This is a genomic window from Neobacillus sp. NPDC097160 (genome assembly GCF_044762155.1).
GTDB lineage: Bacteria > Bacillota > Bacilli > Bacillales > Cytobacillaceae > Neobacillus.
In genome coordinates, this window is record NZ_JBIWDU010000006.1 from 253,115 (window position 1) to 279,087 (window position 25,973).

Genomic DNA, 25,973 nt, shown 5'->3' on the forward strand with positions numbered 1-25,973 from the left:
TTGGAAGCATAAACCACAGGGACGGTTCTCGTGGTCTTTTCCATTCACTTTTTTCTTGTTGTCCAAAAAAGCCAGCAGAACCGTCCCCATGGTCTTTGAACCTTTTTTTTGAGAGCTCTGAGGTTTTTCTATCATCATCTGATTCTAGCTTTACGATAACTATCGAAGATTTCAAACAACGTGGTGACAACGAAGGTAGCTACGATGAGCCGCCAGATCCAATCCAAGGAATTAGCTACAGTGGAAGAAGTGGTTTCAAGCAATTCCGCTGTATGGGGAATGATTGCATCATTGAGCAAATGCGGATTGCTTGCAATGACGATAAAAGCAATCACGCTCAATACATGAATGATTGCATTCACAATTACAAGTTTCATAGTCCATTGAGCTGCATTCCATTTATAAACGATCAAAGCTAGTTCCAAAACGATAAAAATCAGGACGATCGGCCAGTATGACAGCAGGGTATCCTGATTAAATATTGGCATAACGAATTGCAATCCATTTCCGTTCCCATCCATTGATCGGTAAATGCCAACAAGATGGTCAGCATTGAAATATGCAATTGCCCAAATGGCTGTCCAGATGAAGCTGAAAACAACATCTGCTTTTGAAATGGCTTTTTTCTTGGGTATGATTTCGGCATTCTTTAAATCCTCTGGCGTCCATTTTTTACATTTCTTATTATGTGGCAGATCAGGGTTTGAGATGCCAACTCTTTCTACGACGGCAAATACTATCGTAATCCAAAAGAACACTTGTATAAGCACATTTATGACATTGCCGATCAAAATCCCGATGGTGTTAATGGCCACAGAAAGTATGGCTTCTTTACCCGAAAAGAACACAATATTCTCGAAGATATGAATGAAGATTGAAATCAAAATGGCCCATGGGATAACCCTTTTCATTGTCAGAATATAATTGTCATATAGATTTGGTCCAATTAAATAAATAGGTTTATCATGATAGCTTGCAGCAAGCACAGCTGGATTACCGAGTTTCGTAAGTGCGTCCTTCACATCTACTTCCGAATAATTTTCCGGGAGCATATCCTCGATGGTGGACCTTAGCTCGAGAGCAATATCATCTCGCGACTTAACAGGAAGCCTTTTTGTTACTTCATATATATAAACCTCAATCAGATTCAAGGTCTTCATCTCCTTTTAATAATGATTTTAGTTCAAGTGTCATCTTTTTCCATTCATCCTTCAATTGCTTGTAAACCTCAATTCCGTAGTCACTTAAGACGTAATACTTCCGCGGCCTGCTTTCCGTTGTGTCCCAGCTGCTCGTCACGAGTTCCTGTTTCTCTAATCGCCGCAACAGGGGATACAATGTACTTTGCTCAATGGCCACACCGGCATCTTCAAGCCGTTGGACGAGTGAATAGCCGTATTGGGGTGCCCGTAATTGACTTAATACGGCAAGTGTGAGCGTTCCTCTTCTTAGTTCGGTGGTAAATATATCTAACAAAGAACCCATGCGTTGATCACCTCATTTTTTTTACTGTATGTCATCCACTATTGTCATTTAAACAGCGATGGATAATGTATATTATTCAATATGAAAAAATATGTTTAGGTTTTATAACTAAAATTAAGAAAGTTTTTAATTCGTATGCTTCGAGGTAAATGTTTTTTTCAACAAAAGGGGACACTAACCATACTATTTATCGGGGGTGCCAGCTTGGAACATAAAGAAAAGATGAAAAAGTTACTTCGCGAATACGGCTATCCTGAAGAGTCAATCCCAAGATTAATGCAAGAAATTGGTTCTATGAGTTACGACAGGGTAAAAAAGCTTATCTTACCCTATAACGACATAACCGCAGATAAGAATTAACACCATCCGAACTTTCAGGGGCAGCCCTCCGATGCGCAAAAGCTTTAGTACACGGGGGGCTGCCTTTTACGACAAAATCCTTATGATGTTATGGGACTTTTTCATCAAAAACGGTGAAAGATGTGGATTTTTGGAAGAAAGAGCAGGATTTTTGACTTTAATGAAGGAATATATAGGATATAAAACGAAGATTCACCGGCTTATAGATGTTTGACAGAATACAAGATGAACTTTGCGATATAGAGAGATAATGAGTAAATCACTCCTGGATGTACTTTAACATGCACAGAGCTGCAGATAGAAAAAGAGTAAGCCATTTTATTAAACCATTCTATCAAGGTATGAAAGAAGGTATACGAAATGATTGAAAATTTCTTTGCTAACTATAAAAAGTTTATTGTTGAACCGGAAGAGGAAAAACGGGTGGTTCATGAATTTGATCCAAAAAAATATGCTGCCTTTTATATACTCACTTTGTCCATTTTTGATTCCCGTTTAACGACTTGGAAGGATGCAAGTAAATTTGATATTGATGTTGAGAAAAGCATCAAAACCGTCCTGAAAAATTTCAATCAAATGCAACGCGCGAAGTACCATCTGCAATTACTTGAATTAGACCGGTTTAAAAATTATTTTATTCTCGCCCTTTCCTCTAAAACGAAATTTAGTCCAGAAGGAGAAAAGGATGGTATAGCTTCTATCATTGATAAATTACTAACGAATCCTTTTTACGTGGGGCAGGGTTGGTTTAATCTAATTGGAGAAAAAGGAAGAGTGGAACGCAAACTCTTTTGCTGTTCCTTTAAGGAATATGTAGTGGAGAATCAAAACGATTTAAAAGAAAAATATGATAACATCAGTGAAATAATCCCTAAAAATGGAGAGATGAAGCTGATTAAAAGCTCTTTGAAAAGAGATATTCTCTAACCTAACTCATAAAATAGTAAAAATACTTGGAGTACATCCTAAGGGGTTCCGTTTAGGGAGGGAAAAAACACTTTCGTCTCTTAAAAAGACAAACAAATAGCAATTAATATCACAAATAAAACAGCATAAAAAATCGGATACAGACTACACTGTACCCGATTTTATTTTGCATCGAAATATAATTACCTTATTACAATGGATGTCTGCATTTAGTTATTTCATTTGGCTTTAACCTTCTTCTTTTGAAATCAATAGCCTGCCACTCGATGGTTTTTTCATTACTAAAAGTGATCGTCACCAAATCATATGGGGGACTGTGAGCACCTTCAAATGTTGTTACCTGCAAGGTGACATGAAATAAGAAACTGCCTTGTGGCAGCTTCTTAATTTGGGTTATATGACTACAATAATTTTGTTTAATTTCGCCATATTGCTTTTTCAATTCCTGTTGTATTGAGGGATAAAGCAAAATGAAAATCAAGTCATCACGCAACTGTATATCATTTTTTGTTACGGTTTCGGCTTTAACGGGTGAATAAGAGAAAAGGGTTAAGAAGGCAATCAATATTAAAATGCTTTTTTTCATAAAAGAACCTCGTTTATTTTTACATTATTTTGTCCAATCCGATGTTATTAATACCATACCCGTTTTATTAGTTACCTCAATTCCCTTTGTCTTAAACGGAAAAGCTGATTTATTACTTGAACAAAGTTCGAAAAAAGGGTCACGCTGATTACAGCCACTGAAATGTACCATCCTTGACATAGTTTTTAACACTGAATGACAAAAGGGTACCAAAGAATGAAAGACTGTTTACCATTTCAAACCCTCTGGTGATAAAAGATTTTTGAGAATCAAAAATGTTATAGTTGTTATACAAGAATGATTGATTTTCAATAAGTTCAGTCTTCTGTAAACACCCCAGATTGTGGAGCAAGTCCTTTAAAGAAAGTAGATTTTTAAACTAAATTTTAAAGAGATTTTGACATTATGCACTTAAAGTAACGGTCAGTATAGTTGAAGTAGGAGAAGGATCTTTTGTTATTTGTAGAGAATTTAAAAAGGAGTTAATGCTAATTTAATGCATATATTGACGGAGGGGAGCCAGACAGTGAATAAATCAGTAATTGAATGTATAGATGAAATGGTATTTATGGATAGAATTAATCTTTTTGAAAAACCTGATGTTATTCTTTATCATCCAGGTCACTTTCCAGAGCTAAATGAACAATTATTGGATTACTATGAGAAATCGGGAGCAAATTTAATTATGATTCCCGAAGTTTTTAATGATTTCTTAAAATGTAGTGAATTTGATTTTTATTCCCCACTTTTAATAAAAAAAGGTATCGAAAAGAAAAAACTAATGCCAATTCCTACTAGTAACAGTATAAAAGGGGTGGACGGTGTAATTCAATCAGCATTTAGTTTTCTCAACAACACCAGTAATAAAAATATCTTATTGGCTGGAAAATCATTCTTTTGTAAACGATTCTATTTCTTGGCTTCTATTTATGCAAATGACGATAAGGTTTTAGATGTATTACCACTACAAGATAATAGAGATATTATACCTACCAAATGGACACAAAGTGAAAAGGGTAGAGCAAGGATATTAAACGAAATTGAACAATATGCAAATATTATAAAAGAAAAAACGAGTGCTTTGCTTTTATGAGGTGCGAAGAAATTTCTCTTCTTCAAGTAACTTGGCAGGATAGCTAAAGAAGGAATTATTTCCAAACAAGAAGGAAAGATTATAATAAGTTTGAATTTATATAGGGGTGAGTGATTACTGCATCTCTATATCAGGAGGTTGTTAGGTATGTCGAGAGAATTATGGTTGAACCTGCCAGTGCAAGAACCAGAACGGGCAAAGGCGTTTTATATCCAGCTCGGTTTTCGGTTGAATGAGCAGTATGCGAGTCAAGACGGCTCATTCAGCTTGATCGTCGGCGACAATCAGGTTGTTTTGATGCTCTTCCCGGAATCCGCGTTCCGCGGTTTTGCTGGTAATGCGGTTGCGGATTCGTGGCAGGGCACTGAAGTGTTATTCTCTCTGGGGGCGAACTCCAGGGATGAAGTTGATGAGTTCGCCTTGAAAGCCGAACGTGCCGGCGGCACTGTATTCAGCAAGCCGGAAGAAAAGGGTGGCTGGATGTACGGCTGCGGTTTTGCCGATCCGGACGGTCATCGGTGGAACGCGTTGTATATGGATATGAGCAAAATGCCGCAAGGCGTTCAGTAACAAAAATAGCTGGGTCTTTATCCTGGCGGAGGTCTAAGTATCGCTTGAGCCAGATATCACACCGTATATTAAAGTAGACCTCCATTTCCTTATCACTCTTTCCAAGCACAATGGAAGAACGATTTGACCAATTAATACAATTTTTATCAAGAGAAACAATTTCACCTATTCTACAACCTGTTGAAAACATAAATTCAAATAATGCCTTTTCCATTGGAGTAAAACTCGCTTCCCTCAAATGTTCAATTTCTATCTCTGTTAAAAATTTTGGAATCCGTTTTCCTTGTTTAGGATCTTTGATTTTCGCAGCTGGATTTTTGGGACTCTTCCTCCTGTGACCAACGAAATATCGATTTAATAAATCAAATTTTTTTTCTTATTCCACTAAAGTGGCAGGTTTATTGAATAAAAGGGCATAAAATATTCCAATTAAATCGAGATTAGATTACCTCACATACACTAAGTTTTTTAAGTTAAATTTCATTAATATTCAGATAAACAATTGTTAAATTTTTCAAATTATTATGCTTTACTTTTATAAAGGAGGAGTGAAAATGACTTTTAAAAAAGGTTTTATTTGGGGTTACCTAGTGTTCGTCCTTGCAATGGCAATTGTATATTTTACGATTCCTCGTGAGCATTCTTTAATAGCTCTAATATCGGTAGCGATTCTATTTGGTTTATATCAAATTGTTTTAAATTTACAAATAAAAAAGGAACGTAATAATTAGAATAAATCCTTCCTAATATTAAAGGAAGGAATTTACCACAAGTAGAAGATTGTGAATCATTGTTCTTAAGCTAAGGTGCAAGAGTTGAAAATCGGGCTGCCATAATATTATAGGTAGCATTTTTCTTATTCAAGTAACGAAGCAGTTGAAGAAGGATTAAGTATATAAGAAGGATTAAATTAAGAAGAATAAATTAATCCAGCTGTTATTGGACTAAAGTTGTTGACTTTGTACAATATTGATGAATTCGGCAAAAATAAATAGGGGAGATTTATTTCCCCCACAATTTTGTCGTATTAAGTGGAACTATTATACTTCCATTTATTCGTTTGTGTATTAAAGGTTTTTGGAAGGGTTCATAAATTCCACCATCTTTGTCGGAATGACGTGCATGTACATCAACACCTAAGATGCTTCGTATTTTATTCTGGGGGGACATAATATTCAACTCCTTGATTTAAATTATCATTATTATCTTCCTTGTTTTATAAAAAATTCAACTAATATATTGTAAGTTTCCTTCAACTAATCCATTACAACAATTGAAGATCAGACTGCATTGTTTGGTGTTTTTTTAGCTAAAAGATTTTTCATTAACCTACCCAAAAAAAACAAAAAATTCCACCTTGATTATGACTCAGGGTGGTTTTAGACGGAATCAAAGTAATTATATTTTTGGTCGATTGATCTTTGACTAGATAAAAGGAGGTTCTTTTTCAATCACTTGTTTAAAGTTTTTTGGGGTAATGCCTTTTGCTTTTTGTACAAAAGAATGTAATTTACAAGGAAAAGTAAAATCATACCTAAAAGAGCCCAGATGAATTCATTTAAATTCACAATAATCCCCCCTTGAAATTGGTTTTATATTTCTATGCTAAACACGACTGTTTTATGTGTAGGACATTTTTAATAAGGCTAATTAGTTTTTAAGTTCCTAATGCTTTTTTTTGAAGTATCCATCTCTATATGGATTAGAAATAAAAAGACCACTCAGGTAACTGGGTAGTCAAAGGCATTATTAAACTCCCTCAGTTTAATACGATTTTCTCCCGAATGCTATCAGGGATCTTTATTTCAACAAATTTTAAGGAAAATATAGGATAACAAAAAGGTCGTTAACCTCCTTACTCAAGGTTACCGACCTTTAATTTATCAAAAAGCAGCGTAAAACCCCTAGCTATAGATATGGGGATATAAGCTGTATTTTTCTAAATTATTTCTAAAAAAACAGTGATCACCCTATACATTTTAGTTTAATCTTTGATATAATTAAAATATAAACAGAACATTAGTTCCTGTATAAAGGAGGTGAAGGCTATGTATAGCTCCTATAAAATACAAATTCATCCTGAACATGAGTTGTTCGATTACTGTGATTCACTATGTTTTAAGGCGAAAAATTTGTACAACATCACCAATTACTATATTCGTCAGGTTTACACGGCATTAAGAAAGGAAATAAAAAATGAAAACCAACTTCAAGTCTTAATGGATATTGAAACCTATTTGTCTCAAATGAATGAAATTCGCCTGAAAAGCTATGAAAGAGCAAAAGCACACCCAAAGAAAGTAGACAAAAAGGGAAAAATAATTGAACCAAAGTTGAATCTCTTCGAAATGCCAACCCAAGAGAAATCATTCATTGGATATGCCTTTGTAGAAGCATTATTTAAGGTCATGAAGCAGATCGATTACACCTCAATGCCCTCTCAGTCCAATCAACAAACGATGAAGAAAGTATATGATGATTGGAAAAGCTATTTTGAAGCCTCTAAGAAATATAAAATCAATCCTGCCAGCTTTTCCGGTAAACCGAAAATTCCAAAATATAAACCGAAGAATGGCTGCACAACGTGCTATTTAACGAATCAAATTACTGAAATAAAAGATGGGAATATATTAAAATTACCAGGAACTCATCTTCCATTAAACCTGGGAAAGATCGCTCATTCTAAAGGGAAATTACAACAGGTTCGGATTGTGCCGTTCTATAGTCGCTATGTTATGGAGATCATTTTTAAAGGTGAACAAGAAAAGGAGATCAAAAGAACAGATAAAGAAAAAAATGAATTTGTATTTTCACCAAAACGGGTAATGGGTATTGATTTGGGAGTAAGTAACCTTGCAACTATCGTCGATAACACGGGGCTTAAGCCTCTGCTTATCAAGGGCACAGGGTTAAAATCGATTAATCAATACTATAACAAATTGCGAGGCAAATACATGTGTATTTTAAGAAATGGGAAAGGTCCAAAAGAGGGAATATTTACCACGAGCCGGTTGATTTCTTTGGATTGAAAAAGGAATAATCGCGTCATGGATTTTTTACATAAAGTAAGTGCAAAAGTGGTGGAAATTGCCCTAGAAAGAACCATTGATACTATCATCATAGGAAGAAATGTCGGCTGGAAATTGGAGGTAGAAATGAAAAAGTCCAATAAGCAAACCTTCATCCAAATTCCGTATGCGACGTTTATTGAAATGATTCGATACAAGGCTGAACGTATAGGAATTCAAGTCATCGACCGCGAAGAAAGCTATACTTCCAAGTCTAGTTTCTTGGATCACGATCCCATCCCAACTTTCGGAGAGGATAACTATCATAATTTTAGTGGGTATCGAAGCAGCAGGGCTTTTTACAAGATAAAAGGCTCGAAAGTTCTCATTCATGCAGATGTAAATGGTGCCTTTAATATTGTTCGCAAACATGTAGAGGATGCCTTTAAAGGACTTGAAAGAAAACAATTCCTTCAAGCCCCCAAGAAAATCGTCATAATGAAGAAAAAACATGCAAAGCTGAAGGCCTCGGCCTGATGTATTAGCGGGACTTGTGGTAGCCCACGTAAAGACAATGGGCTTTTAAAGCCTATTCTTTCGAAACCCCTAACTTTAGTTATGGGGATACTCATTCTTTAGAAAATACACTAAATTGTTCAATGACCCAATTCTGATGATTCTCCGCAATGTATTGCTCTGCTTTGACGAAAAATACATTTAACAGGCTAAACGTACAATTTTTTCCTATTTGGTAAAGTCACCCCTGGGGTATCTGCCCTGGTGGCCTTGACGGTGCCGGTGTTGGCATAGGAATTTCTGGCGTGCCCTCACAAACGCAGGGTGTGTTGAATTGATCATTCAGTAAGCCCTAATATATAGGATCGCCGATTAAGCGGCGGGCGCATTCGGCATCCTTCTGCCTCTTTATGAGGTAGAGGGTTTTTTTTCGCTTATTTGGGCCGCATCGGTTATTGACAATTAATTCAAATTCATGTATAGTTGGATACACGAGCAACCAACCATTCAACGTTACAATCGTTCTTAGAGAAAAGAGGTCCTTGATGAAACCGACATTAGATGAATCCCAACCAATTTTTCAACAGATTGCCCAAATGATCATGGACGAGATTGTGGGGGGCGAATTGAACGAAGAGGAACAAATTCCTTCCGAAAATGAATTGTCGCGCTTCTATAACATCAATCGGGCGACAGTACGCAAGGGTCTCCAGGCTTTGGTGGATGCAGGGATAATTTATAAACAGCGAGGGATAGGCATGTTTGTAAAGAGCGGAGCGAAGCTGCAATTGTTGAAGGAACGTCAGCGTCACTATCGCGAACAGTTCGTCCTTCCCTTGTTGGAAGAAGCGAAGAGAATCGGATTAAGCAAGGAATCGGTCGTTCAGTTAATTCTGGAGGAGGAGTAATGATGATATACGTAAACGAAGTGGCGTATTCGTACGATAATGTTCCCGTTCTCGAAAAAGTATCGTTCGAGGAGAAGGAGCCGGTGATCGCGGGGCTGTGGGGGCGCAACGGGGTCGGCAAAACAACGCTGATGAGACTACTGGCCGGTCATCAACGGCCTCACGGCGGAACGGTTCAAGTTATGGGCTCGGCACCTTACGGTAACCCGGAGGCAGTTCGGCATGTTTGCTACATGCAGGAGGATCATCCGTTCAGCACGATATGGACGGTGCAGGATGCGCTTCGTTTCGGTCGATATTTCAATGCCAACTGGGATCAAGCTACGGCAGACCGTCTGGTCGAAACTTTCAGATTGGACCGCAAAAAGAAAGTATCCAAACTGTCCAAAGGGATGAAATCTGCACTTCAGTTTATTATCGGCTTATCTAGCCACGCCGACGTAACGATACTCGATGAGCCAACGAACGGCCTGGATGCCGGGATGCGGAGAAAGCTGTATGAGGCATTAAGGGAAAGCCATGAGGAATCGCCTCGTCTCATTCTGATTTCGACGCATCATATTGAAGAAGTCCAAACGCTCTGCGAATCGTTGATCGTTATGCACAAGGGCAAGTTGCTGCATTATCAACCGATCGACGAGTTCCGCGAGCAAGGCATATGGTTGGCTGGCGAACGGAGCGCGGTGACAAGCGTTATTGACGGTCATAAAGTGCTAGAGCAAAGCGCAATAGGATCGAAAATCAGGGTGTTGCTCGACGCCCCATATTCGAAGCAATGGAAAGAGCAAGCGCAAGCCTATGGACTTTCCATTGAGAAAGCGGACTTGCAAAATTATTTGCTGAATATAACAGAAGATGCGGAGGTAAACGTATGAACGCACGGAACGCGGTATTCCGATTGATATACGAGGCTGTGAGCTGGTATTTTGCCAAACTTATGCTGCTGTTCATTACCGTTCCGTTGACGATCGTATGGATCATCGCCGGCTTGGTCTTTGACCTCGATCGGGAAACGCTTGCCGCGATATCAGGGCCTGCGTACTTCTTTATCGCCGGTTTCGGGCTCTTCGGATTCAAGTCCCTCTTTTCGATATCGATCGGAATGGGAAGCACGCGCGAGCAATTCCTTAAAGCCTACTACGGCGTGGGCATAGGGGGCGTTATTTTCAGCGTCTTGTGTCTGAACATCTGCCAATACGCGCTAGTCACGATCTATCGATGGAATTCTGTAGAAGCCGGCATTCTGCATGTTGCAAGGTTGTTTCTGGAAGAGTACCATTTCTTCGACTATTTGTGGATCGATCTGATGGCGGGCATGGCAAGCTTCGGTCTTTCTTTTTTCGGCTATGCCATCGTGTATCGGGTAGGATTTATCCGCAGCGTCATCATGTTCATGATCGTAACTGTCGCAGGCATATTTCTTTATTATGGAGGCACTATTTCCGCCTTGTTCGACTGGATGTCGAATTTCAAGATGAGTGCGATGGCGATCGCTTCATGCGTCGGGGCTGTGAGTCTGGTTGCGTTATTCGCCACGTATCCGATGCTGCGCCATGCGCCATTGCATCCGATGCCGAGAAAAGGATAACGAATAAATGGATGGAACGCTATCAACAACACATAGCGTCCGGATCGGGTGTACGAGCGGCATTCGAGAAGCGCAAACGGCAGAGATGCCGTTTTTTGCTATTTAGGAAACTATACACATCCCGAAACTATGGATAACTCCGATGTAATTAGAGCTTGCTGAACGACATGAAAAGCAGTTGAAAACCTTGTCATAACAAGGGATTCGTGCTGTCATCGTCGAATTCAGAGTCTAAGAAAACACAATTTATATTGTGTTGTAGAGTCGCCTTCCTTCTGGAAATGGGATCAGGGGTGAGGACGTTCCCGTCGGAAAATTCAGGTGAATAACGATAGTTTCTCCAGATGATCAAGACGGTACCTAGCTTTTACTCGAACCGAATGACCATCCTGCCGCCAAGGAGTCCCAGGCTTTTGATAATAATAAAATAATTTCCTCCTTTTCGATATATTAGAGGAATTATTGCCTTGATTATAGAAATGGAAACCTTAGGTATTGAACTATCGGGGGCGATTGTTGATGTTGAAGATTTTTAGTCTAATTCCTCGGTAAAACTGCGAAGGAATTAGCCTTTTTTTCTCTCAAAATCCTAAAGGTTTTATATCTTCATTTTTTTGATATTACTCCATTGCTGTTGTGTAATCCTTATTCAAACGGGCAGATTATTTTAGTAATTTCAGTAACTTTTAACATGCTGTCAATGATGAAATATTGAATATCAGGGCAGAGGAAACTATCTGAATGATAAAAGGTGGAAGAGTTATGTCAAATAACGTAAAACAGAGAAGAATAATTTTAGAATTAGCAGTTACTTTAGATGGTTTTATTGAAGGGAAAAATGGAGAAGTTGATTGGTGCATTATGGACCCTGATATGGGGTTCACTAATTTCTTAAATCAAATTGATACTATTTTATATGGTAGAAAAAGCTACGATTTATGGGGACAATTTATTCCAAAAACTGAAGACTCTGATACTGAAAAAGAAATTTGGAAATTGGTTCATTCTAAAAAGAAATATGTGTTTTCCAAAACACAAATAAAGACTGATAATCAAGCAATATTTATAAATGAAAATATTCTTGACGAAGTAATTAAATTGAAGAATAAGCCTGGTAAAGACATCTGGCTATATGGCGGAGCAAGTCTCATCACAACTTTTATAAATTTAGGGCTTGTTGATGAATTTAGATTATCTATTCACCCTGTTATTTTGGGGGAAGGTAAACCATTGTTTATTGATATAAAACAGAGGTTGAATTTAAAAATGGTTAATACAAGAACGTTCTCTTCTGGGGTTGTGCAACTAATCTATCATTGGAATGGTAATGAATAATATCATCCCATTCCAATGATAAATTGTAATAAATAGCAAAAGGTAATACTCGATACAAGTTTTCACTTATTATACTTATGGATAGAGTTAACCAATTACTACTTTGCTTAAGATGATAGGTGTTACAAGCACGGCATTAACAGACTGAATGTGAAGAAATGGACGATGGACGATACGTTACTGTCTCGTCATACGATAGGTGGGCAAAAAGAAAAACAAAAAGAAAAACAAAAACAACTACAACAACAACAACAAAAAGATTTTTCGTCAAAACGTGAGAACCATCTAGACATAGAGAATCCGTTACTGAAGGTATCTAAAATTATTTTTTAATTATTGATAGTGGAAGAACTTCATCGAACTGCGAGGTCAGACCCCCGAGATGCTAACGCTTTAGCATGCTGGGGGTCTGACTCTTTTTATGATTGTCATCAAATAGTCACATATTTATGAAAACCGCCTATCCTTTCTTTCCTTTTATCTCTATATCTTCTTTGAAGGGAATTTTAATAGAAGAAGGGATTTGGTTGAGGATGCCAAGGTATAGAATGGTGCGCACGGATTTTTGGAAGAATCCGGTTGTGATGGAGGAGATGAGCCCAGAGGATAAATATTTTTACGTTTATCTGCTGACGAATCCACAAACAACTCAAATTGGAATCTATAAAATTACGAAAAAACAAATGGCTTTTGATTTAGGCTATTCGATTGAGAGTGTTCATTCGTTAATGGAACGATTCACCCTGCACCACAAGTTGATACGTTACAATCCTGAAACAAGAGAACTCGCGATTAAAAACTGGGGGAAAGAGAACCTCCAAAAGGGCGGGAAACCGGTGATGGATTGTATATTTTCAGAGTTAAAGGAAGTGGAGGATCTCTCACTGATTCAATATGTTTCGGAAGCCATTGGAAAACAGGAAATTCGCAGCCTCTATCAATCTTTTTGTGAACAAGATGAGATGTGTTTGGGCAAGGAAGATCGCGATCAAGCTCAAAATGATACATATAAAACCGAATATGAAGAAATGGACGATACGTTACTGTCTCGTCATACGATAGGTGGGCAAAAAGAAAAACAAAAACAAAATAAAAAACAAAAACAACAACAACAACAAGAAGCCTTTAATCCAAATATAGAGAAAAATCAAGACATCGATCATCCATTACAGAACAATCAAAATGATGTGAAAGAAATTGTTGACTTTTGGGACGCGAATGGATTTGGTTTTTCGAACGTGAATGCGAAACAGCAGCTATTATCTTGGTTAGATGATTCTAGCTTTATACAGCCGAAAGATGTGATTTTAAAAGCGATGAATATTGCGTGTGCCAATAACAAGCGAAAGCTGAACTATATTGTCGGGATTCTGAAGAACTGGGAAAATGAATCCTTACTGACCGTAGAAGAAATTGATTCCTATCAGGAGAACCAAAAGTCTGTACCAAAGCCTAGACAAGCAACCGCCGGAAGAGATATTCCTAGCGGGTTTGAACTCGACCTAACAAGAGGTGAAGAGTGATGAGTATAGCTGAAAAAGTGTTCTTAGGTAGCTTGATGAAGGCCGAGTACTTACTCAAGGATACCGTAGTTCAACCTGAACAGCTAGAAAGTACACGACATAAAGAAATAATGCGAAGTATGGTTGAGTTAAAGCGAGCAGGTAAGCATATTGAATTGCTTCACTTAACCACCCTGCCAGACCTCGAATCATTAGGGGGAATGTCTTATCTTTCGGAACTGTTATCGTTTGCGGATCCCGAGAAGTTTGACAAAACGGAGAAGCTCATCCTTGACCTGTGGAAGGAACGGGAAAAGAGAAACATCTTAACGGTTGCAGCGATGAATGATTGGGAGATAGCGAAGGTCATTGCTGAGTTGGATAAAATTAATCAAATGAAAATGGAGGATCACACGTCCTTACAACAAGCGTTGTCCAATATCTATGAGGCACCCTGGGAAGATCAATTAACGTTGAAGAGTGTTACAACGGGTATCAAAAAGCTCGATGAGGTGACAGGAGGCTTTCAGGGCGGGGAAGTGACGATTCTAGCGGCAAGGCCATCGATGGGAAAAACTGATGTGATACTTAACCCTAATCCACTCAGGTCAATTCTACGGTGGGAATTCCCATTTACAAGTAACGGAAATATCGAAATCCCTCAAAACGATGGCAAAGGATTTTGATTGCCCCGTCATTTGTTTGGCGCAGCTCAATCGATCAGTAGAATCACGGGCCAATAAACGGCCGATGATGTCTGATATTCGGGAATCGGGCAGTGTGGAACAGGATGCCGATGTCATTTTGTTCCTGTACCGGGAAGCGTATTATGACAATGACTCCGAGGATCATTCCCTTGAAATCATTGTCTCGAAAAACCGAAATGGTCCAATTGGAACCATTGCAGTGAATTACAACGAGCATACAGGAACGATTGAGGATAAAAAGGAACAGAGTCTTACCATTGCATAATCCTTCATTCGCCAAATAAGGTTGAAGCCAACAAATGATAAAAAAATTGAATACGAGGTGCTAACTCATGATTGTGGAAGAACTTTACCAGGATAGTTTAATCTTTGAAGATACCTCATTGGCCCATTATCTCTACCATTTACTAGCGGAACGGAAAATTTCATTAGAAGACAATATTTCCAAAATAGACTTTGATCAAGCCGATCATCAGAAAGTAGCGGAATTGATTCAAAACAATGTATTAGCTTTTCATAAGATACGCATCTACTCACTGAAAAGGAGCCAGAAGGAATTTATCTTTATCTTTGCGTCCAGCGAGCAAGAAGCCATCCAATTCTATCGAAAAAACTTCCATCAAGCCCCATTGAACTGTCACGAATATCCGTTAGATTTCCAGCTTGCTAGAGGCAAAGGTGCCATTTTGTTTCGCGACATGAGGAAGGAATTTGTGAGTTTTCCGGCAATAGCGGGATGTTTTAAGAAACCATAGGGGCGGTTCTTGTGGTAGTTTTAACCCTCATAAAGAAACATGAGAATTCTCCTTAAGGAAATGGGCAGTTTTTTATATTGAAAGTGTAAAAATAGGGAGGAATGGGCCATGCGAAAAACAGTGGCGGGAGGGACTTTCATTGTTGCTGCAACACTATAAGCATACCATCCACAGGAAATCTTCGAAACAATTTAGTATGGCAGGTGATTATTGATGGGTAATGGGATAGATGAAATTTTCAAACAAAGGAAATTCACAAAGTTCATACGCTAATGGGGGCTGATAAGCAATCAGGATCTTTAGGGTAGACCCCCGATGTGCTAACGCTTTAGCACAATGGGAGTTCCTTTTTTTCTGAATTTTTGATTTTGTCTTCTTCAATTTGATCTGTGCTGATCCAAAAGAATGGAATTACCATCAGGATCTTCAATTATTAAATGTGCAGGCCCTTCACTTGATTCATCTGCTTCAGACAGAAGTTTTATTCCTTTTGCTTTAAGCTGCTTTTGTAGTTCTCGAATGTCCGTAAACGATTCGAGATTTTCGGCATTTTCATTCCATCCTGGATTAAAAGTAAGGATATTCTTTTCAAACATGCCTTGGAAAATCCCAATTACGCAGCTTTCATTCTTCATAATAAGCCAGTTTTGCTCAATGTTACCACCAAAGATTTGAAATCCTAGGTTTTCGTAAAATGATTTTGATTTATTAATGTCTTTTACATTTAAACTGATAGAAAACGCGCCAAGATTCATTGTTACTCCTCCTTGTTATTAGGTTTAAATAGTAAAAATCTTCGCATAAATTAAGTATAAATGAGTACTGTGGAATACACAATATTTACCAAACGCTTCCAGGTACATAGCTTTCCATTAAAATAAAACATAAAGAAGATAGAGATTTAATGGAATTCTGGGATTCAAGTTTTATTTGATAGTGAAAAAAGGATTCAGAGTTAGTTGGATAGATTTAGTTAAGTATCATTATTGATTTAAGGGATTTTTATACGGGACCTTAATTGTAGCAATTAATGGTCAAATCATCTTTTTTTGTAGAAAAGAAGGTGCCCTCAATTATGGGACACCCTCTGCTTCTCATTTATTCATTTATATTCCAAGAAAGCTGATAATTAAAAATGCACTTCATTTTATCTATATTCTTTGTGTGGTGGTAGATGATAGGTCTTTCCTGCGACCAATATTTTGCTGCCATAATCGAAAACAAGGTCTTGACTATAGTCGCCCTTGAGATACAGTGTTACTTCCGCGTTGTACGATGTAGCAGTGTAAACTACATGTTCATTTGTCAATTCACGCTTCCAGTTTTCATCAAAAATTGCTGATAATACATCACTACATGACGTGTTATCAAATCTAATCGTTTTAATAATCATCCATCTCCTTCTGGAAATTTTTATCATTCTATAGATGGTGCAGAAACCTTCTCGTTAGTCAATCCATATTTGGCCCCCCTTACATCTATCCCTGTTGTGAGTTTTTACTGTATTTATATGTATCCAGGGAAGGACATGCGATAGGTTTGTACCCGTTTTTCAATAAAATCAGAAAAGCAAATTAAAGATTTGGAGCATGAAGGTATATGTGACATTTAGGAGGGGAATGGATGTGTGCATGTAGGATACCCTGGAACGTGGTAATAAATTACAAAACTAACTCAGGGAAACGTTGGAGGATTTGAGGGTTATTTTGGATTGAAAATGATACCGGATGGGATCTTCAGTGTCTGACGCCCGATGTGCTAACGCTTTAGCACAATGGGGATCTACCCCTTTTTTATGATTACGATTGCATTTGTAAGCCTACTCGTAGCCATTCTGTGATTTAACCATAAAAAATAATCCACCCTTGAGTTTATCAGACCGGGTGGATTACTTTCTTCTTCATGCTATTTCCCTTGGAGGGAACAGTTCTTTAATGAATACAGGTACCTGAAACCCTAGTGGCGGTTCTTGTGGTCTGCGTTACCTCATTTAAAACCATGAGAACCGTCCCTGTGGCGCACTTTTATCTGTGCTGATCCAAAAGAATGGAATTACCATCAGGATCTTCAATTGTTAAATGTGCAGGTCCTTCACTTGATTCATCTGCTTCAGATAGAATTTTTATTCCTTTTGCTTTAAGCTGCTTTTGTAGTTCTCGAATGTCCGTAAATGATTCGAGATTTTCGGCATTTTCATTCCATCCTGGATTAAAAGTAAGGATGTTCTTTTCAAACATGGCTTGGAAAATCCCAATTACGCAGCTTTCATTCTTCATAATAAGCCAGTTTTGTGTAATGTTACCACCAAAGACTTAAAATCCTAGGTTTTCGTAAAATGCTTTTGATTTATTAATGTCTTTTACATTTAAACTGATAGAAAACGCGCCAAGATTCATTGTTACTCCTCCTTGTTATTAGGTTTAAATAGTAAAAATTCTCGCATAAATTAAGTATAAATGAGTACTGTGGAATATACACAATATTTACCAAACACGCCTATGCTTAAGGTCATTAATAATTTTCCCTGGGATGTATCATAATTTCCTAAAGAGTTAACTTCAGACTGAAACTGATTGGAGGATAAAATTTCCTTTATCGTGTTTATAAGTTGTTATTTAGAGTTTAGAAATATTTGATTGACAATTTGATAAATTTAAACTATTATCACTTTAGTTAATTAAAAAATTGAATGTACATTTTTCTTCTTATCCAGAGAGGTGGAGGGACTGGCCCTTTGAAGCCTCGGCAGCAGGTTCTTATGAATACTGTGCCAATTCCATCAAGCACATCGCTTGAAAGATGAGAAGAGGGTAATAAAACTCTCTTCTTAGGAAGAGAGTTTTTAATTTAAACATAAATCCAACTTAAATAATAGGAAAACTATAGAATTAGAATGGTAGAGGAGAGAATACAAATGAAATATGGTTTTTGGTTACCGATTTTTGGAGGCTGGTTACGTAATGTGGAGAATGAAAATATGCCGCCTACCTTTGATTATGCAAAGAAAGTAATACAATCTGCTGAAAAATGGGGATACTCGACTACCTTAATAGCTGAATTATATTTAAATGATATTAAAGGTCCGGAGCATGACTCTCTTGAAGCTTGGTCTACAGCAGCAGCCCTTGCAGCAGTGACAGAAAAAATTGAAATTATGACTGCGATTCGCCCTGGTTTTCATAATCCTGCTGTAGCGGCCAAAATGGCAGCAAATATTGATCAAATCAGTAATGGGCGTTTTACTCTTAACGTTGTTTCTGCTTGGTGGGCAGAAGAAGCACGTCAATATGGGGGTATTTTTACAGAACATGATGAGCGTTACGCTCGTACCGAAGAGTTTATTGATGTACTAAAAGGATTATGGACAGAAGAAACCTTCAATTATTCTGGTCAATTTTACGAATTAAAGGATGCGAAGCTTGCACCGAAACCTGTTCAAGGACCAAACCCGATTCTTTATGCAGGCGGTGAAAGTGAAAAAGGTAAGCAAACCATAGCAGAAAAATGTGATGCTTATGTTATGCACGGTGGTACAGTTGAAGAGATTGATCGAAAAATAACCGATATGAGGGCACGCCGTGAACAAACTGGCAGTGCGCCATTTAGTTCATTTGGTATGGCTGCTTATGTTATTTGCCGTGATACAGAAGAAGAGGCTCTGGCTGAGCTTGCAAAAATCACGACTGTGAAAGACACTAGCGGATATGCTGGCTTTAAAGATTTCACTACTAAATCACAATTAGAGCAACAAATCCAATTACAGGATTACTCTGTATCCAATCGCGGCCTACGACCGAACTTAGTAGGAACACCTGAGCAAATTGCAGATCGAATTTTACAATATGAAGAAGCTGGCTTAGACTTATTGTTATTGCAATTTTCACCTCAATTAGAGGAAATGGAACGCTTTGCAAAGCAGGTTATGCCATTAGTTGAACAAAAACGTAGTTTAATAAAGAACTAGAGAGGGGACATAATGATGAGCAAGGTATATGTGATACATGAAAATAGTGAGTGGACAGTCCATTTAACAAAAAGGTTAGCGGAATTTGGTGTTCCTTATGAAGAATGGCATTTGGACGAAGGAACGCTAGATTTATCAATAGAGCCACCAGAAGGAATCTTCTATAGCCGAATGAGTGCTTCTTCTCATACACGTGATCATCGTTTTGCAGCTGAATTTTCTGGGCAAGTATTGGCTTGGCTTGAAGCACATGGACGTACGGTGTTAAATGGAACGAGTGCTCTAAAGCTTGAGGTTAGTAAGGTTTTACAATATTTAGAGTTAAACAAGTATGGTGTTAAGACTCCAAAAACGATTGCAGCGGTTGGAAAACAAAACATTTTAAAGGCAGCCGAAGCATTTGAAGGACAGTCCTTTATTACGAAGCATAACCGTGCCGGTAAAGGCTTAGGTGTTCAATTATTCCATAGTATAGAAGTTCTAAAAGCTTATGTGGAAGGACCTACGTTCGAAGAACCGGTCGATGGAATTACCCTTATTCAAGAATACATTCAATCTCCTGAAAGCTACATAACCCGTTGCGAGTTTGTAGGAGGAAACTTTGTTTATGCCGTTAAGGTTGATACTTCGGAAGGATTTGAACTTTGCCCAGCGGACGCATGCCAAATTGGCGATTTATTCTGCCCGGTAGGAGAAAAAGTAGAAGAGAAGCCTAAGTTTCAAATCATTGAAGGTTTTGAGGACGAAATTTTAGAAAAATATAAAAAGGTACTTGCTGGTAATAAAATTCAAATTGCTGGAATCGAGTTCATCAAAAATGCTGAAGGTGAAATTTTTACTTACGATATTAATACAAACACGAACTATAATTCTGATGCAGAAGCAAAAGCTGGAAAATACGGAATGCTCGAAGTAGCTTTATTATTAAAGAATACATTAGAAGAAAAATACGCAACAACAGCAACGGCTTAATTTAGAGAAGTAACAAAAATTTCCTTAGAATTACCTGATAATAATGAATGGGATATTGAAAGTCTTCTTGATTTAATTAAAGAAGAAGAAAACCCCATAATGTTAAGCTTATACATTTTTCTGAATTAAATCTAAAAGGAGTATGATCGTCCAATAGGCGGTCATTTTTTATTGCACGAACGGTCAGGATAATTTAATTGGTATATTTAGTCTGTGTGATTTCATCTGAGTCTACATCATTAACGGGCGAAAACTGTGGGATAGGGTATTTAGTTATTTTAAGGTGTAAAAAGCTAAAGGGGAGATTAAAAAATATTGTTAGAATTAAATGTAATTGAAGGACTATTTTTAAATGAATATAAACATTAATATAAAATAAACATTTAGAATTTTAAAAACTGTAACTTTTTAATCATATTAACGTCTCTCTATTAACTAAATGGGAGGAACTAAAATGGGGTCCATAAAAGATCAACAATTTTTCAAGTGGTATGAAGACTATAGCGTATCAATTTTTAAATACATTTACGCTATCGTTCAAGAACCGCAAACTGCAGAGGATTTGATGCAGGAAACGTTTCTTAAGGTATATGAAAAGTATGGAAGCATTAATGATATACATAAGGTGAAAAATTATTTATTTAGATCAGCACATAATACAACGATGGATTTTTTTCGGAAAGAATCAAAGATTAAAAAGTTAGTAAAAGCATTAAAAAAAGAGAATGATAGCCATTTATCAACTGAAAAAATAGTAGAACTTAAAGAAGATGGCAGGATGATATTGAGAGCGTTGAAACGATTAAAGCCGTCTCAACGTGAGGTATTTGTGTTACGAAAAATCAAGAGGTTTTCTATAAAAGAGACTGCCGAAATACTAGAGTGGTCAGAAGCGAAAGTAAAAACAACTCTCCACAGAGCCACTAAAACCATCGGAAAATTCTTATTGATGGAGGATGAAGCTATTGAACTGCCGTCAATCGTTAGACTTTAAGGTTGAAAAGTTGGAAGAAGAAATCATTTGGGTAAATGAAAGAAAAGATATCGTTAAAAACCAATTGCGTGAAAAAATTAATAAAAAATCTAAGGGACGGCGGTCCGTCCTAAATTGGGAATGGCTCAAGGTTTCGACAGCATTAGTCGTCGTAAGTTTAATATGTTTTGTACTTGTCGGAAATATAGGCGATAGGAAAAGTGATGTTAAGGTAGTTCATCAGGCGGATTCTGTTTCATACATTTGGCATAACCTTGAAATTAAGTCAGTATTACCTCCGTCAGATGTAAAATGGGGAGAATTTGAAAACTTTCCTTTTATGATTAAATCTCATAAAAACTTTGGCCTGACGGAATCACAAAAAAGAGCTTCATTTAAAATAATGAGACCAACAATTGATTTGAAAATGCCGTTAGAGGTATCAAGGGGAGTTATCGTTTATCCCCCTTTTCTTACAGCAAAAGAATTCAAAGGTCCAATCACATATTGGGACATCTGGCATAGTGGTGATAAATGGGTTTATGTAAACCAATCTTTAGCTGAAAATAGCAGACAATTGCTTAGTGGAAAAGAGAAGAAAGTTATAGAGGAAATTCAATCTAATGCTAAATTTATTCCATTCAATAACAAGAATGTGATTGCAATACTAACAGATCTTGGAGAATACGGTAAAAGGATTAATATGTATGTAAAAAGTGATAAAGACCAAGTAATTGATTTTGTTATAAGAGGAAATATCAATGAAGAAGAACTCATAAAACTTGCTAAGTCCTATGTTGAAAAGTAAATCAAAAAAGGGAGTTAAGTTATGGAACATATTGCTTTAAAAATTGTCTCAAAGGATTACATTGGCGATGGTGTAAAAACCAGTGCGCTTAATGAAATTACCATTGACTTTACTAAAGGAGAGGTTGTATCCGTTATGGGCTCATCCGGTTCCGGTAAATCTACCTTGCTAAGCATTATCGGCACTTTGGATAAACCAACAAGTGGAGAGGTCTATTTTGATAGCAAACCTATTTCTAAACTAAAATTGGACGATTTAGCAGATATAAGATTCACCAATATAGGTTTCGTTTTTCAACAATTTCACCTGCTGCCTTCTCTAACCGCTTTGGAAAATGTGATGATTCCATTGTTTAATCGGAAAATATCCTTAAATAAAACGGAACGGGCAAAAGAATTGTTAAACCTGGTAGGACTAGGAGATAAACTAAACGCATTCCCATCTCAATTATCTGGCGGCCAGCAGCAGCGTGTCGCGATTGCACGTGCGTTAATCGCTGACCCTGATTGGATTTTAGCGGACGAACCAACAGGGAATTTAGACACTGAGACTGGCAACTCGATATTTTCATTGCTTTTACAATTAAATAAAACGAATAATTGTGGAGTAATTATTGTCACACATGACCCCATTCTCGCGGAAAAAGCCGGAAGAGTAATCGAAATGAAGGACGGTTCTGTCATTAGGGATCGGGAAGGCTTTCCAATATGATTTCCTTTATTTTGAAAAGTTGGCGGCGGCAAAAAGGACGTTTTATTCTCATGATGATCGGTGCTTTATTGATAAGTGGAGGACTTAGTACTTTAATCGGGCTGTCTGAAACCAATAAAGGAACAGTAATCAATTCGCTTCAAAAGAAATGGACTGCCTCCTAGATATTGTCGTGAGACCAAAAGGAACAAAAAGTATGACGGAGAAAGATTCTCTCTTTGATCCCAATTACTTAAGCGGTATATCAGGTGGAATATCGTTAGAAGACTATGAAAAAATCAAAAGCATCTCAGATATCGATATAGCTGCTCCTTTTAGTATGATTGGTTTTACAGGTTACGCAGTCAATTTTAAAAAAGTTGATACTAAGGAACCGGGCATATATCGTCTAACAAATACCACGACTGACTATAATGGTCTTGATCCTTCTTCGAAGACCGATGTGTACTACTTTTCGAGAGGAATGTATGATTTACCTAGCCCAGAGATTACTAGGAAATATGGAATTTCAGGTATTGACAATAATCTCTCTAGTTATACAGATGTTCTTTTAGCTGCCGTCGATCCAGTACAAGAAGCCAAACTTGTTGGTCTGGATAAAGCAATGCTACCTGTTGATGGGAAAAAACAATATTTTTCAAACGATAATTTAATACAATCAAATAATTTAAGTGAGTTTGGGATAAATGCAAAGGAAACAACCTTTCCAGTTATCCTAAGTAACCGTTCGTTCTTAAACCAAACATTTAATTTTAAAATAGAAAAATTGGATATTCCTTATGAAGATCTAAAAACTAGGCAACAATCATTAGACGTTATTGAAAGAAATGGCGGAGAAAAATATTTAAACGCGCTGCCTACCATTGATACAAAAACATTTACTTATGATTCTGTAGAAGCTCATAAATTATTATTAGCGAAGCTATCAGGACTAGATCCTGAAACAGGAAAAAGGGAATCAAATAATAGTAGTACGAATGTCGATCTGCAAGGTTTTCTTCGCGAAAAAACAGGTTCACTGAGCTACCAGTCAATTGAAAATCCGTTTCCAGAAAGATGGAATGATTCATTCCAAGTAGTTCCTTACGAAGGTGAATCTGCTGTTAATGAGAACCGCACCTATCGTAAGCCGCAATTGACAGACACAAGTTTGCGTAACAATCCAAGATTGAGTCCATACTTTGTCGGTTTTTATGATCCAAAAAAATTAACGATTTCAAAGGATCCAGAAAACGAGCTACCGATGGAAACCTATAAAACTCCTTCGGCCAAATTGGTTCTAAATAATGACGGACAACCTGTGAACCCACCAAAGGAAATGAATCCTACTTCTAATATTTACGGTTATATGATTCAAGCCCCGACCATGTTGACGACGATAGCAGCGGCACAACAAATTTTGGGAGATAAACCCATCTCTGCCATCCGAATAAAGGTAAAAAATGTTACGTCATTGGGTGAGGAAAGTCAGAAAAGACTACAATCAGTTGCGAAAGAAATTGAGCAACAAACAGGTCATGAGACAGACATTACATTAGGGTCTTCCCTCCAGCCATTATTAATAAATATCCCGAAAGTAAGAAATCATGAGGCACTTGGTTGGATTGAACAACCTTGGATAAAAATTGGTGCAGCAATCGGTATTTTCAAAGAAACAAAGCTTGGATACTCGGGAATCATTATTTGTACGATTCTTGTGGCGATGATTTATGTTTTTTCAACTAGTTTAGTTTCTTTTCTAACAAGAAAACAGGAATTCGCGGTACTTCTTGCTATAGGTTGGAAACCAAGGCAATTAAAGAATCTCTTAATGATGGAGTCATTATTAATAGGTGTAATGGTAACGGCTGTAACATTACTAGTTCAATTAGGGTTTAGTTTCAAAAATTCAGCTTCTTTATCCATTTCGCAAGCACTTTTGATTACGATCTTTGTATTGTTAATCTATATCATTGGTCCTATAGGTCCTACTCGTTTAATAAATAAAATTAATCCGTCGCAGGTAATGAGAACAGGAGAAATAAGTGTATTAGGGAAAAGAGCTTTAAGGACGCAAGGGTTACTGTCAATGGTTTTCAATACGGTTATTGGCAGGCTGAACCGAAATTTAGTTTCAATCATTGCCATAGCTTTGCCTATGGCATTGTTAATTCTGTTCATATTCGTTTCTTTTCGTTTAAAAGGTGTGTTATATACATCTTGGTTAGGTCAATATGTATCTATGGAAGTCGGAACTCCACATTATATTGCAGTTGCCATTTCATTAATTATTTCCATATTAACTACTTCAGAAATTTTATGGCAAAACATAAAAGTAAGAAGTAACGAAATTTCATTATTAAAAGCATTAGGGTGGAAAAATAAACATATTCGTTTAATGGTGTTGGTTGAAGGAGCGATTATTGGATTCTTAGGTGGAGTTTTAGGGGGCCTAATTTCACTGGGCTTTATGTATTTTATGTACGGACCAATTCCATTCAATGAAATGTGGTTACCACTTATCACTTGTCTTAGTCCAATACTTGTTGGAATAGTTGCAGGATGGCTTCCTTCTAGAATGGCTATGAAAGTGGAACCTATTGAAGGGATGAAAGGTTTTGGACGGTAAAGTTGAATCTCCCTTAAAATAATTAAGTTTTTGAGTAGGTTGAATAACCATCAGATATATACTTTTAGGTATTGCGGGTTACTGACTATGAAAAATACCCACCCCTGTCTCTAGAATCAGAAGGATTCTAGAGACAGGGGAAGTGGTATTTATCATATGTTAACTTATAAGTAGGGATTACGGTTAGGAGGTTTAAAAAGTGAAAAATAAAACTCGAACAATTATTACACTTGTAGGTAGTTTGCTTATTTTTGCTGTTGGTATGTTTAGAATACTTACTGAATCACTTTCTTCAACACCTTTGTTTGTAGCATATGTTTTCGCAATTACTGGGTTTATCGGAGTTATTGCAAACGGAGTAATACTAAGAAAGTTACAATCTAATTAAACAAACCAGAAGTGCGATTCCTAAAATGAATCGCTTTTTTCATCTTCAACTATCCTGAAAATAAAAACTGCAGTGGGGGATTTTAGGCAATACGAAACTAGACCCATTAAAATTCGTTAAAAAAAAGATCTGGGCTCTTAATTTACAAAATATGTTGTCCTTCATTAGGCTATAGCTTCAACCGTTACTTTACAACCTAGGATCTCTAG

General features: G+C 37.2%; 29 protein-coding genes, 2 pseudogenes and 1 riboswitch. Of the genes and pseudogenes, 24 read left to right on the forward strand and 7 right to left on the reverse strand.

What is annotated here, in order from left to right; genetic code table 11:
* Positions 1-134 precede the first annotated feature (134 nt).
* Both ACIQXV_RS11115 and ACIQXV_RS11120 read right to left on the reverse strand, forming a co-directional pair.
* Complete coding sequence (locus tag ACIQXV_RS11115) at positions 135-1,160, reverse strand: HAAS signaling domain-containing protein (protein ID WP_402958758.1); 1,026 nt, start codon at positions 1,158-1,160, stop codon at positions 135-137.
* Entirely contained in the window at positions 1,138-1,485 is a 348-nt protein-coding gene (locus ACIQXV_RS11120; RefSeq protein ID WP_402958760.1) for a PadR family transcriptional regulator, read from the reverse strand. The genes ACIQXV_RS11115 and ACIQXV_RS11120 overlap by 23 nt, the downstream gene beginning before the upstream one ends.
* Positions 1,486-1,689: 204 nt before the next feature.
* Here ACIQXV_RS11120 and ACIQXV_RS11125 point away from each other — a divergent pair, with 204 nt between their 5' ends.
* Both ACIQXV_RS11125 and ACIQXV_RS11130 read left to right on the forward strand, forming a co-directional pair.
* A complete protein-coding gene (locus ACIQXV_RS11125) occupies positions 1,690-1,845 on the forward strand; it encodes a hypothetical protein (RefSeq protein WP_157273185.1) in 156 nt (51 codons plus the stop codon).
* A gap of 360 nt (positions 1,846-2,205) precedes the next feature.
* A complete protein-coding gene (locus ACIQXV_RS11130; RefSeq protein WP_402958763.1) occupies positions 2,206-2,772 on the forward strand; it encodes a hypothetical protein in 567 nt (188 codons plus the stop codon).
* A 190-nt stretch (positions 2,773-2,962) separates the two neighbouring features.
* Here ACIQXV_RS11130 and ACIQXV_RS11135 read toward each other — a convergent pair whose 3' ends face one another.
* Entirely contained in the window at positions 2,963-3,358 is a 396-nt protein-coding gene (locus ACIQXV_RS11135) for a DUF3888 domain-containing protein (RefSeq protein ID WP_402958764.1), read from the reverse strand.
* 526 nt (positions 3,359-3,884) lie between these two features.
* On the opposite strand from ACIQXV_RS11135, the gene ACIQXV_RS11140 reads away from it, so the two are divergent.
* Entirely contained in the window at positions 3,885-4,451 is a 567-nt protein-coding gene (locus tag ACIQXV_RS11140) for a hypothetical protein (RefSeq protein ID WP_402958766.1), read from the forward strand.
* 147 nt (positions 4,452-4,598) lie between these two features.
* Positions 4,599-5,021 carry a VOC family protein gene (locus ACIQXV_RS11145; RefSeq protein ID WP_402958767.1) on the forward strand — a complete coding sequence of 141 codons (423 nt, stop codon included), beginning with the start codon at positions 4,599-4,601 and terminating at the stop codon, positions 5,019-5,021.
* Here the strand turns inward: ACIQXV_RS11145 and ACIQXV_RS11150 are convergent.
* Positions 5,011-5,383: pseudogene (locus ACIQXV_RS11150) on the reverse strand (tyrosine-type recombinase/integrase); the annotation flags it as partial. The gene ACIQXV_RS11145 and the pseudogene ACIQXV_RS11150 sit on opposite strands and share 11 nt — an antisense overlap.
* A gap of 192 nt (positions 5,384-5,575) precedes the next feature.
* Here ACIQXV_RS11150 and ACIQXV_RS11155 point away from each other — a divergent pair.
* The 12 genes from ACIQXV_RS11155 (at position 5,576) to ACIQXV_RS11210 (ending at position 15,340) form a co-directional block, all read left to right on the forward strand.
* Entirely contained in the window at positions 5,576-5,752 is a 177-nt protein-coding gene (locus ACIQXV_RS11155) for a hypothetical protein (protein WP_402958768.1), read from the forward strand.
* A 1,317-nt stretch (positions 5,753-7,069) separates the two neighbouring features.
* Positions 7,070-8,050: a hypothetical protein gene (locus ACIQXV_RS11160; protein ID WP_402958769.1), complete on the forward strand. Its 981-nt coding sequence runs from the start codon at positions 7,070-7,072 to the stop codon at positions 8,048-8,050.
* An 18-nt stretch (positions 8,051-8,068) separates the two neighbouring features.
* Positions 8,069-8,566 carry an IS200/IS605 family accessory protein TnpB-related protein gene (locus ACIQXV_RS11165; protein WP_402958770.1) on the forward strand — a complete coding sequence of 166 codons (498 nt, stop codon included), beginning with the start codon at positions 8,069-8,071 and terminating at the stop codon, positions 8,564-8,566.
* 524 nt (positions 8,567-9,090) lie between these two features.
* Complete coding sequence (locus ACIQXV_RS11170; protein ID WP_009674166.1) at positions 9,091-9,453, forward strand: GntR family transcriptional regulator; 363 nt, start codon at positions 9,091-9,093, stop codon at positions 9,451-9,453.
* Positions 9,453-10,328: an ABC transporter ATP-binding protein gene (locus tag ACIQXV_RS11175; protein WP_402958771.1), complete on the forward strand. Its 876-nt coding sequence runs from the start codon at positions 9,453-9,455 to the stop codon at positions 10,326-10,328. Before ACIQXV_RS11170 ends, ACIQXV_RS11175 begins: the two co-directional genes overlap by 1 nt.
* On the forward strand, positions 10,325-11,041 hold the full coding sequence (locus ACIQXV_RS11180; protein WP_402958772.1) for a hypothetical protein: 717 nt from the start codon (positions 10,325-10,327) through the stop codon (positions 11,039-11,041). The genes ACIQXV_RS11175 and ACIQXV_RS11180 overlap by 4 nt, the downstream gene beginning before the upstream one ends.
* A 762-nt stretch (positions 11,042-11,803) precedes the next feature.
* Complete coding sequence (locus ACIQXV_RS11185) at positions 11,804-12,376, forward strand: dihydrofolate reductase family protein (RefSeq protein ID WP_402958773.1); 573 nt, start codon at positions 11,804-11,806, stop codon at positions 12,374-12,376.
* A gap of 165 nt (positions 12,377-12,541) precedes the next feature.
* Complete coding sequence (locus ACIQXV_RS11190; protein WP_402958774.1) at positions 12,542-12,709, forward strand: hypothetical protein; 168 nt, start codon at positions 12,542-12,544, stop codon at positions 12,707-12,709.
* A gap of 200 nt (positions 12,710-12,909) precedes the next feature.
* Positions 12,910-13,899: a DnaD domain protein gene (locus ACIQXV_RS11195; RefSeq protein WP_402958775.1), complete on the forward strand. Its 990-nt coding sequence runs from the start codon at positions 12,910-12,912 to the stop codon at positions 13,897-13,899.
* On the forward strand, positions 13,899-14,564 hold the full coding sequence (locus tag ACIQXV_RS11200) for a DnaB-like helicase C-terminal domain-containing protein (protein WP_402958776.1): 666 nt from the start codon (positions 13,899-13,901) through the stop codon (positions 14,562-14,564). Before ACIQXV_RS11195 ends, ACIQXV_RS11200 begins: the two co-directional genes overlap by 1 nt.
* On the forward strand, positions 14,476-14,850 hold the full coding sequence (locus ACIQXV_RS11205; protein ID WP_402958803.1) for a DnaB-like helicase C-terminal domain-containing protein: 375 nt from the start codon (positions 14,476-14,478) through the stop codon (positions 14,848-14,850). Before ACIQXV_RS11200 ends, ACIQXV_RS11205 begins: the two co-directional genes overlap by 89 nt.
* 67 nt (positions 14,851-14,917) lie before the next feature.
* Positions 14,918-15,340, forward strand: coding sequence for a hypothetical protein (locus ACIQXV_RS11210; protein ID WP_402958777.1), 423 nt, complete (start codon positions 14,918-14,920; stop codon positions 15,338-15,340).
* A 377-nt stretch (positions 15,341-15,717) separates the two neighbouring features.
* On the opposite strand, the gene ACIQXV_RS11215 is transcribed toward ACIQXV_RS11210, so the two are convergent.
* The 3 genes and pseudogenes from ACIQXV_RS11215 to ACIQXV_RS11225 form a co-directional block, all read right to left on the reverse strand.
* Positions 15,718-16,095, reverse strand: a complete 378-nt coding sequence (locus ACIQXV_RS11215) for a VOC family protein (protein ID WP_402958778.1) — start codon at positions 16,093-16,095, stop codon at positions 15,718-15,720.
* 392 nt (positions 16,096-16,487) lie between these two features.
* Positions 16,488-16,733 (reverse strand): hypothetical protein, encoded by a 246-nt coding sequence (locus ACIQXV_RS11220; protein ID WP_402958779.1) that lies wholly within the window; start codon positions 16,731-16,733, stop codon positions 16,488-16,490.
* A gap of 631 nt (positions 16,734-17,364) precedes the next feature.
* A pseudogene (locus ACIQXV_RS11225) lies at positions 17,365-17,736 on the reverse strand (VOC family protein).
* Positions 17,737-18,042: 306 nt separating this feature from the next.
* A riboswitch (SAM riboswitch) is annotated at positions 18,043-18,146 on the forward strand.
* A 108-nt stretch (positions 18,147-18,254) separates the two neighbouring features.
* Between ACIQXV_RS11225 and ACIQXV_RS11230 the strand changes: the two are divergent.
* The 8 genes from ACIQXV_RS11230 to ACIQXV_RS11265 all read left to right on the forward strand — a co-directional run bounded on the left by ACIQXV_RS11230 (position 18,255) and on the right by ACIQXV_RS11265 (position 25,764).
* The gene (locus tag ACIQXV_RS11230) at positions 18,255-19,304 is read left to right on the forward strand and encodes an LLM class flavin-dependent oxidoreductase (RefSeq protein WP_402958781.1); all 1,050 of its coding nucleotides are present in this window, start codon (positions 18,255-18,257) and stop codon (positions 19,302-19,304) included.
* Between the two features lie 15 nt (positions 19,305-19,319).
* The gene (locus ACIQXV_RS11235) at positions 19,320-20,276 is read left to right on the forward strand and encodes an ATP-grasp domain-containing protein (protein WP_402958805.1); all 957 of its coding nucleotides are present in this window, start codon (positions 19,320-19,322) and stop codon (positions 20,274-20,276) included.
* A 454-nt stretch (positions 20,277-20,730) separates the two neighbouring features.
* Positions 20,731-21,270, forward strand: coding sequence for an RNA polymerase sigma factor (locus ACIQXV_RS11240; RefSeq protein ID WP_402958783.1), 540 nt, complete (start codon positions 20,731-20,733; stop codon positions 21,268-21,270).
* On the forward strand, positions 21,242-22,057 hold the full coding sequence (locus ACIQXV_RS11245) for a hypothetical protein (protein WP_402958784.1): 816 nt from the start codon (positions 21,242-21,244) through the stop codon (positions 22,055-22,057). The genes ACIQXV_RS11240 and ACIQXV_RS11245 overlap by 29 nt, the downstream gene beginning before the upstream one ends.
* A gap of 21 nt (positions 22,058-22,078) precedes the next feature.
* Positions 22,079-22,768 carry an ABC transporter ATP-binding protein gene (locus ACIQXV_RS11250; RefSeq protein ID WP_402958786.1) on the forward strand — a complete coding sequence of 230 codons (690 nt, stop codon included), beginning with the start codon at positions 22,079-22,081 and terminating at the stop codon, positions 22,766-22,768.
* Positions 22,765-22,932 (forward strand): hypothetical protein, encoded by a 168-nt coding sequence (locus ACIQXV_RS11255; RefSeq protein WP_402958788.1) that lies wholly within the window; start codon positions 22,765-22,767, stop codon positions 22,930-22,932. The genes ACIQXV_RS11250 and ACIQXV_RS11255 overlap by 4 nt, the downstream gene beginning before the upstream one ends.
* Positions 22,933-22,964: 32 nt before the next feature.
* Positions 22,965-25,376: an ABC transporter permease gene (locus ACIQXV_RS11260; protein ID WP_402958790.1), complete on the forward strand. Its 2,412-nt coding sequence runs from the start codon at positions 22,965-22,967 to the stop codon at positions 25,374-25,376.
* Between the two features lie 199 nt (positions 25,377-25,575).
* Positions 25,576-25,764, forward strand: coding sequence for a hypothetical protein (locus tag ACIQXV_RS11265; protein WP_402958792.1), 189 nt, complete (start codon positions 25,576-25,578; stop codon positions 25,762-25,764).
* The last annotated feature ends 209 nt before the right edge of the window (positions 25,765-25,973 follow it).

Excerpts from the sequence above, each read along its gene's own strand:
- ACIQXV_RS11195 (WP_402958775.1), top strand. The coding sequence starts at position 12,910 with ATGCCAAGGTATAGAATGGTGCGCACGGATTTTTGGAAGAATCCGGTT.
- ACIQXV_RS11200 (WP_402958776.1), top strand. The coding sequence starts at position 13,899 with ATGAGTATAGCTGAAAAAGTGTTCTTAGGTAGCTTGATGAAGGCCGAG.
- ACIQXV_RS11255 (WP_402958788.1), top strand. The coding sequence starts at position 22,765 with ATGATTTCCTTTATTTTGAAAAGTTGGCGGCGGCAAAAAGGACGTTTT.
- ACIQXV_RS11165 (WP_402958770.1), top strand. The coding sequence starts at position 8,069 with ATGGATTTTTTACATAAAGTAAGTGCAAAAGTGGTGGAAATTGCCCTA.
- ACIQXV_RS11180 (WP_402958772.1), top strand. The coding sequence starts at position 10,325 with ATGAACGCACGGAACGCGGTATTCCGATTGATATACGAGGCTGTGAGC.
- ACIQXV_RS11260 (WP_402958790.1), top strand. The coding sequence starts at position 22,965 with ATGACGGAGAAAGATTCTCTCTTTGATCCCAATTACTTAAGCGGTATA.
- ACIQXV_RS11210 (WP_402958777.1), top strand. The coding sequence starts at position 14,918 with ATGATTGTGGAAGAACTTTACCAGGATAGTTTAATCTTTGAAGATACC.
- ACIQXV_RS11135 (WP_402958764.1), bottom strand. The coding sequence starts at position 3,358 with ATGAAAAAAAGCATTTTAATATTGATTGCCTTCTTAACCCTTTTCTCT.
- ACIQXV_RS11250 (WP_402958786.1), top strand. The coding sequence starts at position 22,079 with ATGGAACATATTGCTTTAAAAATTGTCTCAAAGGATTACATTGGCGAT.
- ACIQXV_RS11120 (WP_402958760.1), bottom strand. The coding sequence starts at position 1,485 with ATGGGTTCTTTGTTAGATATATTTACCACCGAACTAAGAAGAGGAACG.
- ACIQXV_RS11130 (WP_402958763.1), top strand. The coding sequence starts at position 2,206 with ATGATTGAAAATTTCTTTGCTAACTATAAAAAGTTTATTGTTGAACCG.
- ACIQXV_RS11185 (WP_402958773.1), top strand. The coding sequence starts at position 11,804 with ATGTCAAATAACGTAAAACAGAGAAGAATAATTTTAGAATTAGCAGTT.
- ACIQXV_RS11190 (WP_402958774.1), top strand. The coding sequence starts at position 12,542 with ATGGACGATACGTTACTGTCTCGTCATACGATAGGTGGGCAAAAAGAA.
- ACIQXV_RS11160 (WP_402958769.1), top strand. The coding sequence starts at position 7,070 with ATGTATAGCTCCTATAAAATACAAATTCATCCTGAACATGAGTTGTTC.
- ACIQXV_RS11155 (WP_402958768.1), top strand. The coding sequence starts at position 5,576 with ATGACTTTTAAAAAAGGTTTTATTTGGGGTTACCTAGTGTTCGTCCTT.
- ACIQXV_RS11115 (WP_402958758.1), bottom strand. The coding sequence starts at position 1,160 with ATGAAGACCTTGAATCTGATTGAGGTTTATATATATGAAGTAACAAAA.
- ACIQXV_RS11230 (WP_402958781.1), top strand. The coding sequence starts at position 18,255 with ATGAAATATGGTTTTTGGTTACCGATTTTTGGAGGCTGGTTACGTAAT.
- ACIQXV_RS11145 (WP_402958767.1), top strand. The coding sequence starts at position 4,599 with ATGTCGAGAGAATTATGGTTGAACCTGCCAGTGCAAGAACCAGAACGG.
- ACIQXV_RS11175 (WP_402958771.1), top strand. The coding sequence starts at position 9,453 with ATGATGATATACGTAAACGAAGTGGCGTATTCGTACGATAATGTTCCC.
- ACIQXV_RS11215 (WP_402958778.1), bottom strand. The coding sequence starts at position 16,095 with ATGAATCTTGGCGCGTTTTCTATCAGTTTAAATGTAAAAGACATTAAT.
- ACIQXV_RS11220 (WP_402958779.1), bottom strand. The coding sequence starts at position 16,733 with ATGATTATTAAAACGATTAGATTTGATAACACGTCATGTAGTGATGTA.
- ACIQXV_RS11240 (WP_402958783.1), top strand. The coding sequence starts at position 20,731 with ATGGGGTCCATAAAAGATCAACAATTTTTCAAGTGGTATGAAGACTAT.
- ACIQXV_RS11170 (WP_009674166.1), top strand. The coding sequence starts at position 9,091 with ATGAAACCGACATTAGATGAATCCCAACCAATTTTTCAACAGATTGCC.
- ACIQXV_RS11235 (WP_402958805.1), top strand. The coding sequence starts at position 19,320 with ATGAGCAAGGTATATGTGATACATGAAAATAGTGAGTGGACAGTCCAT.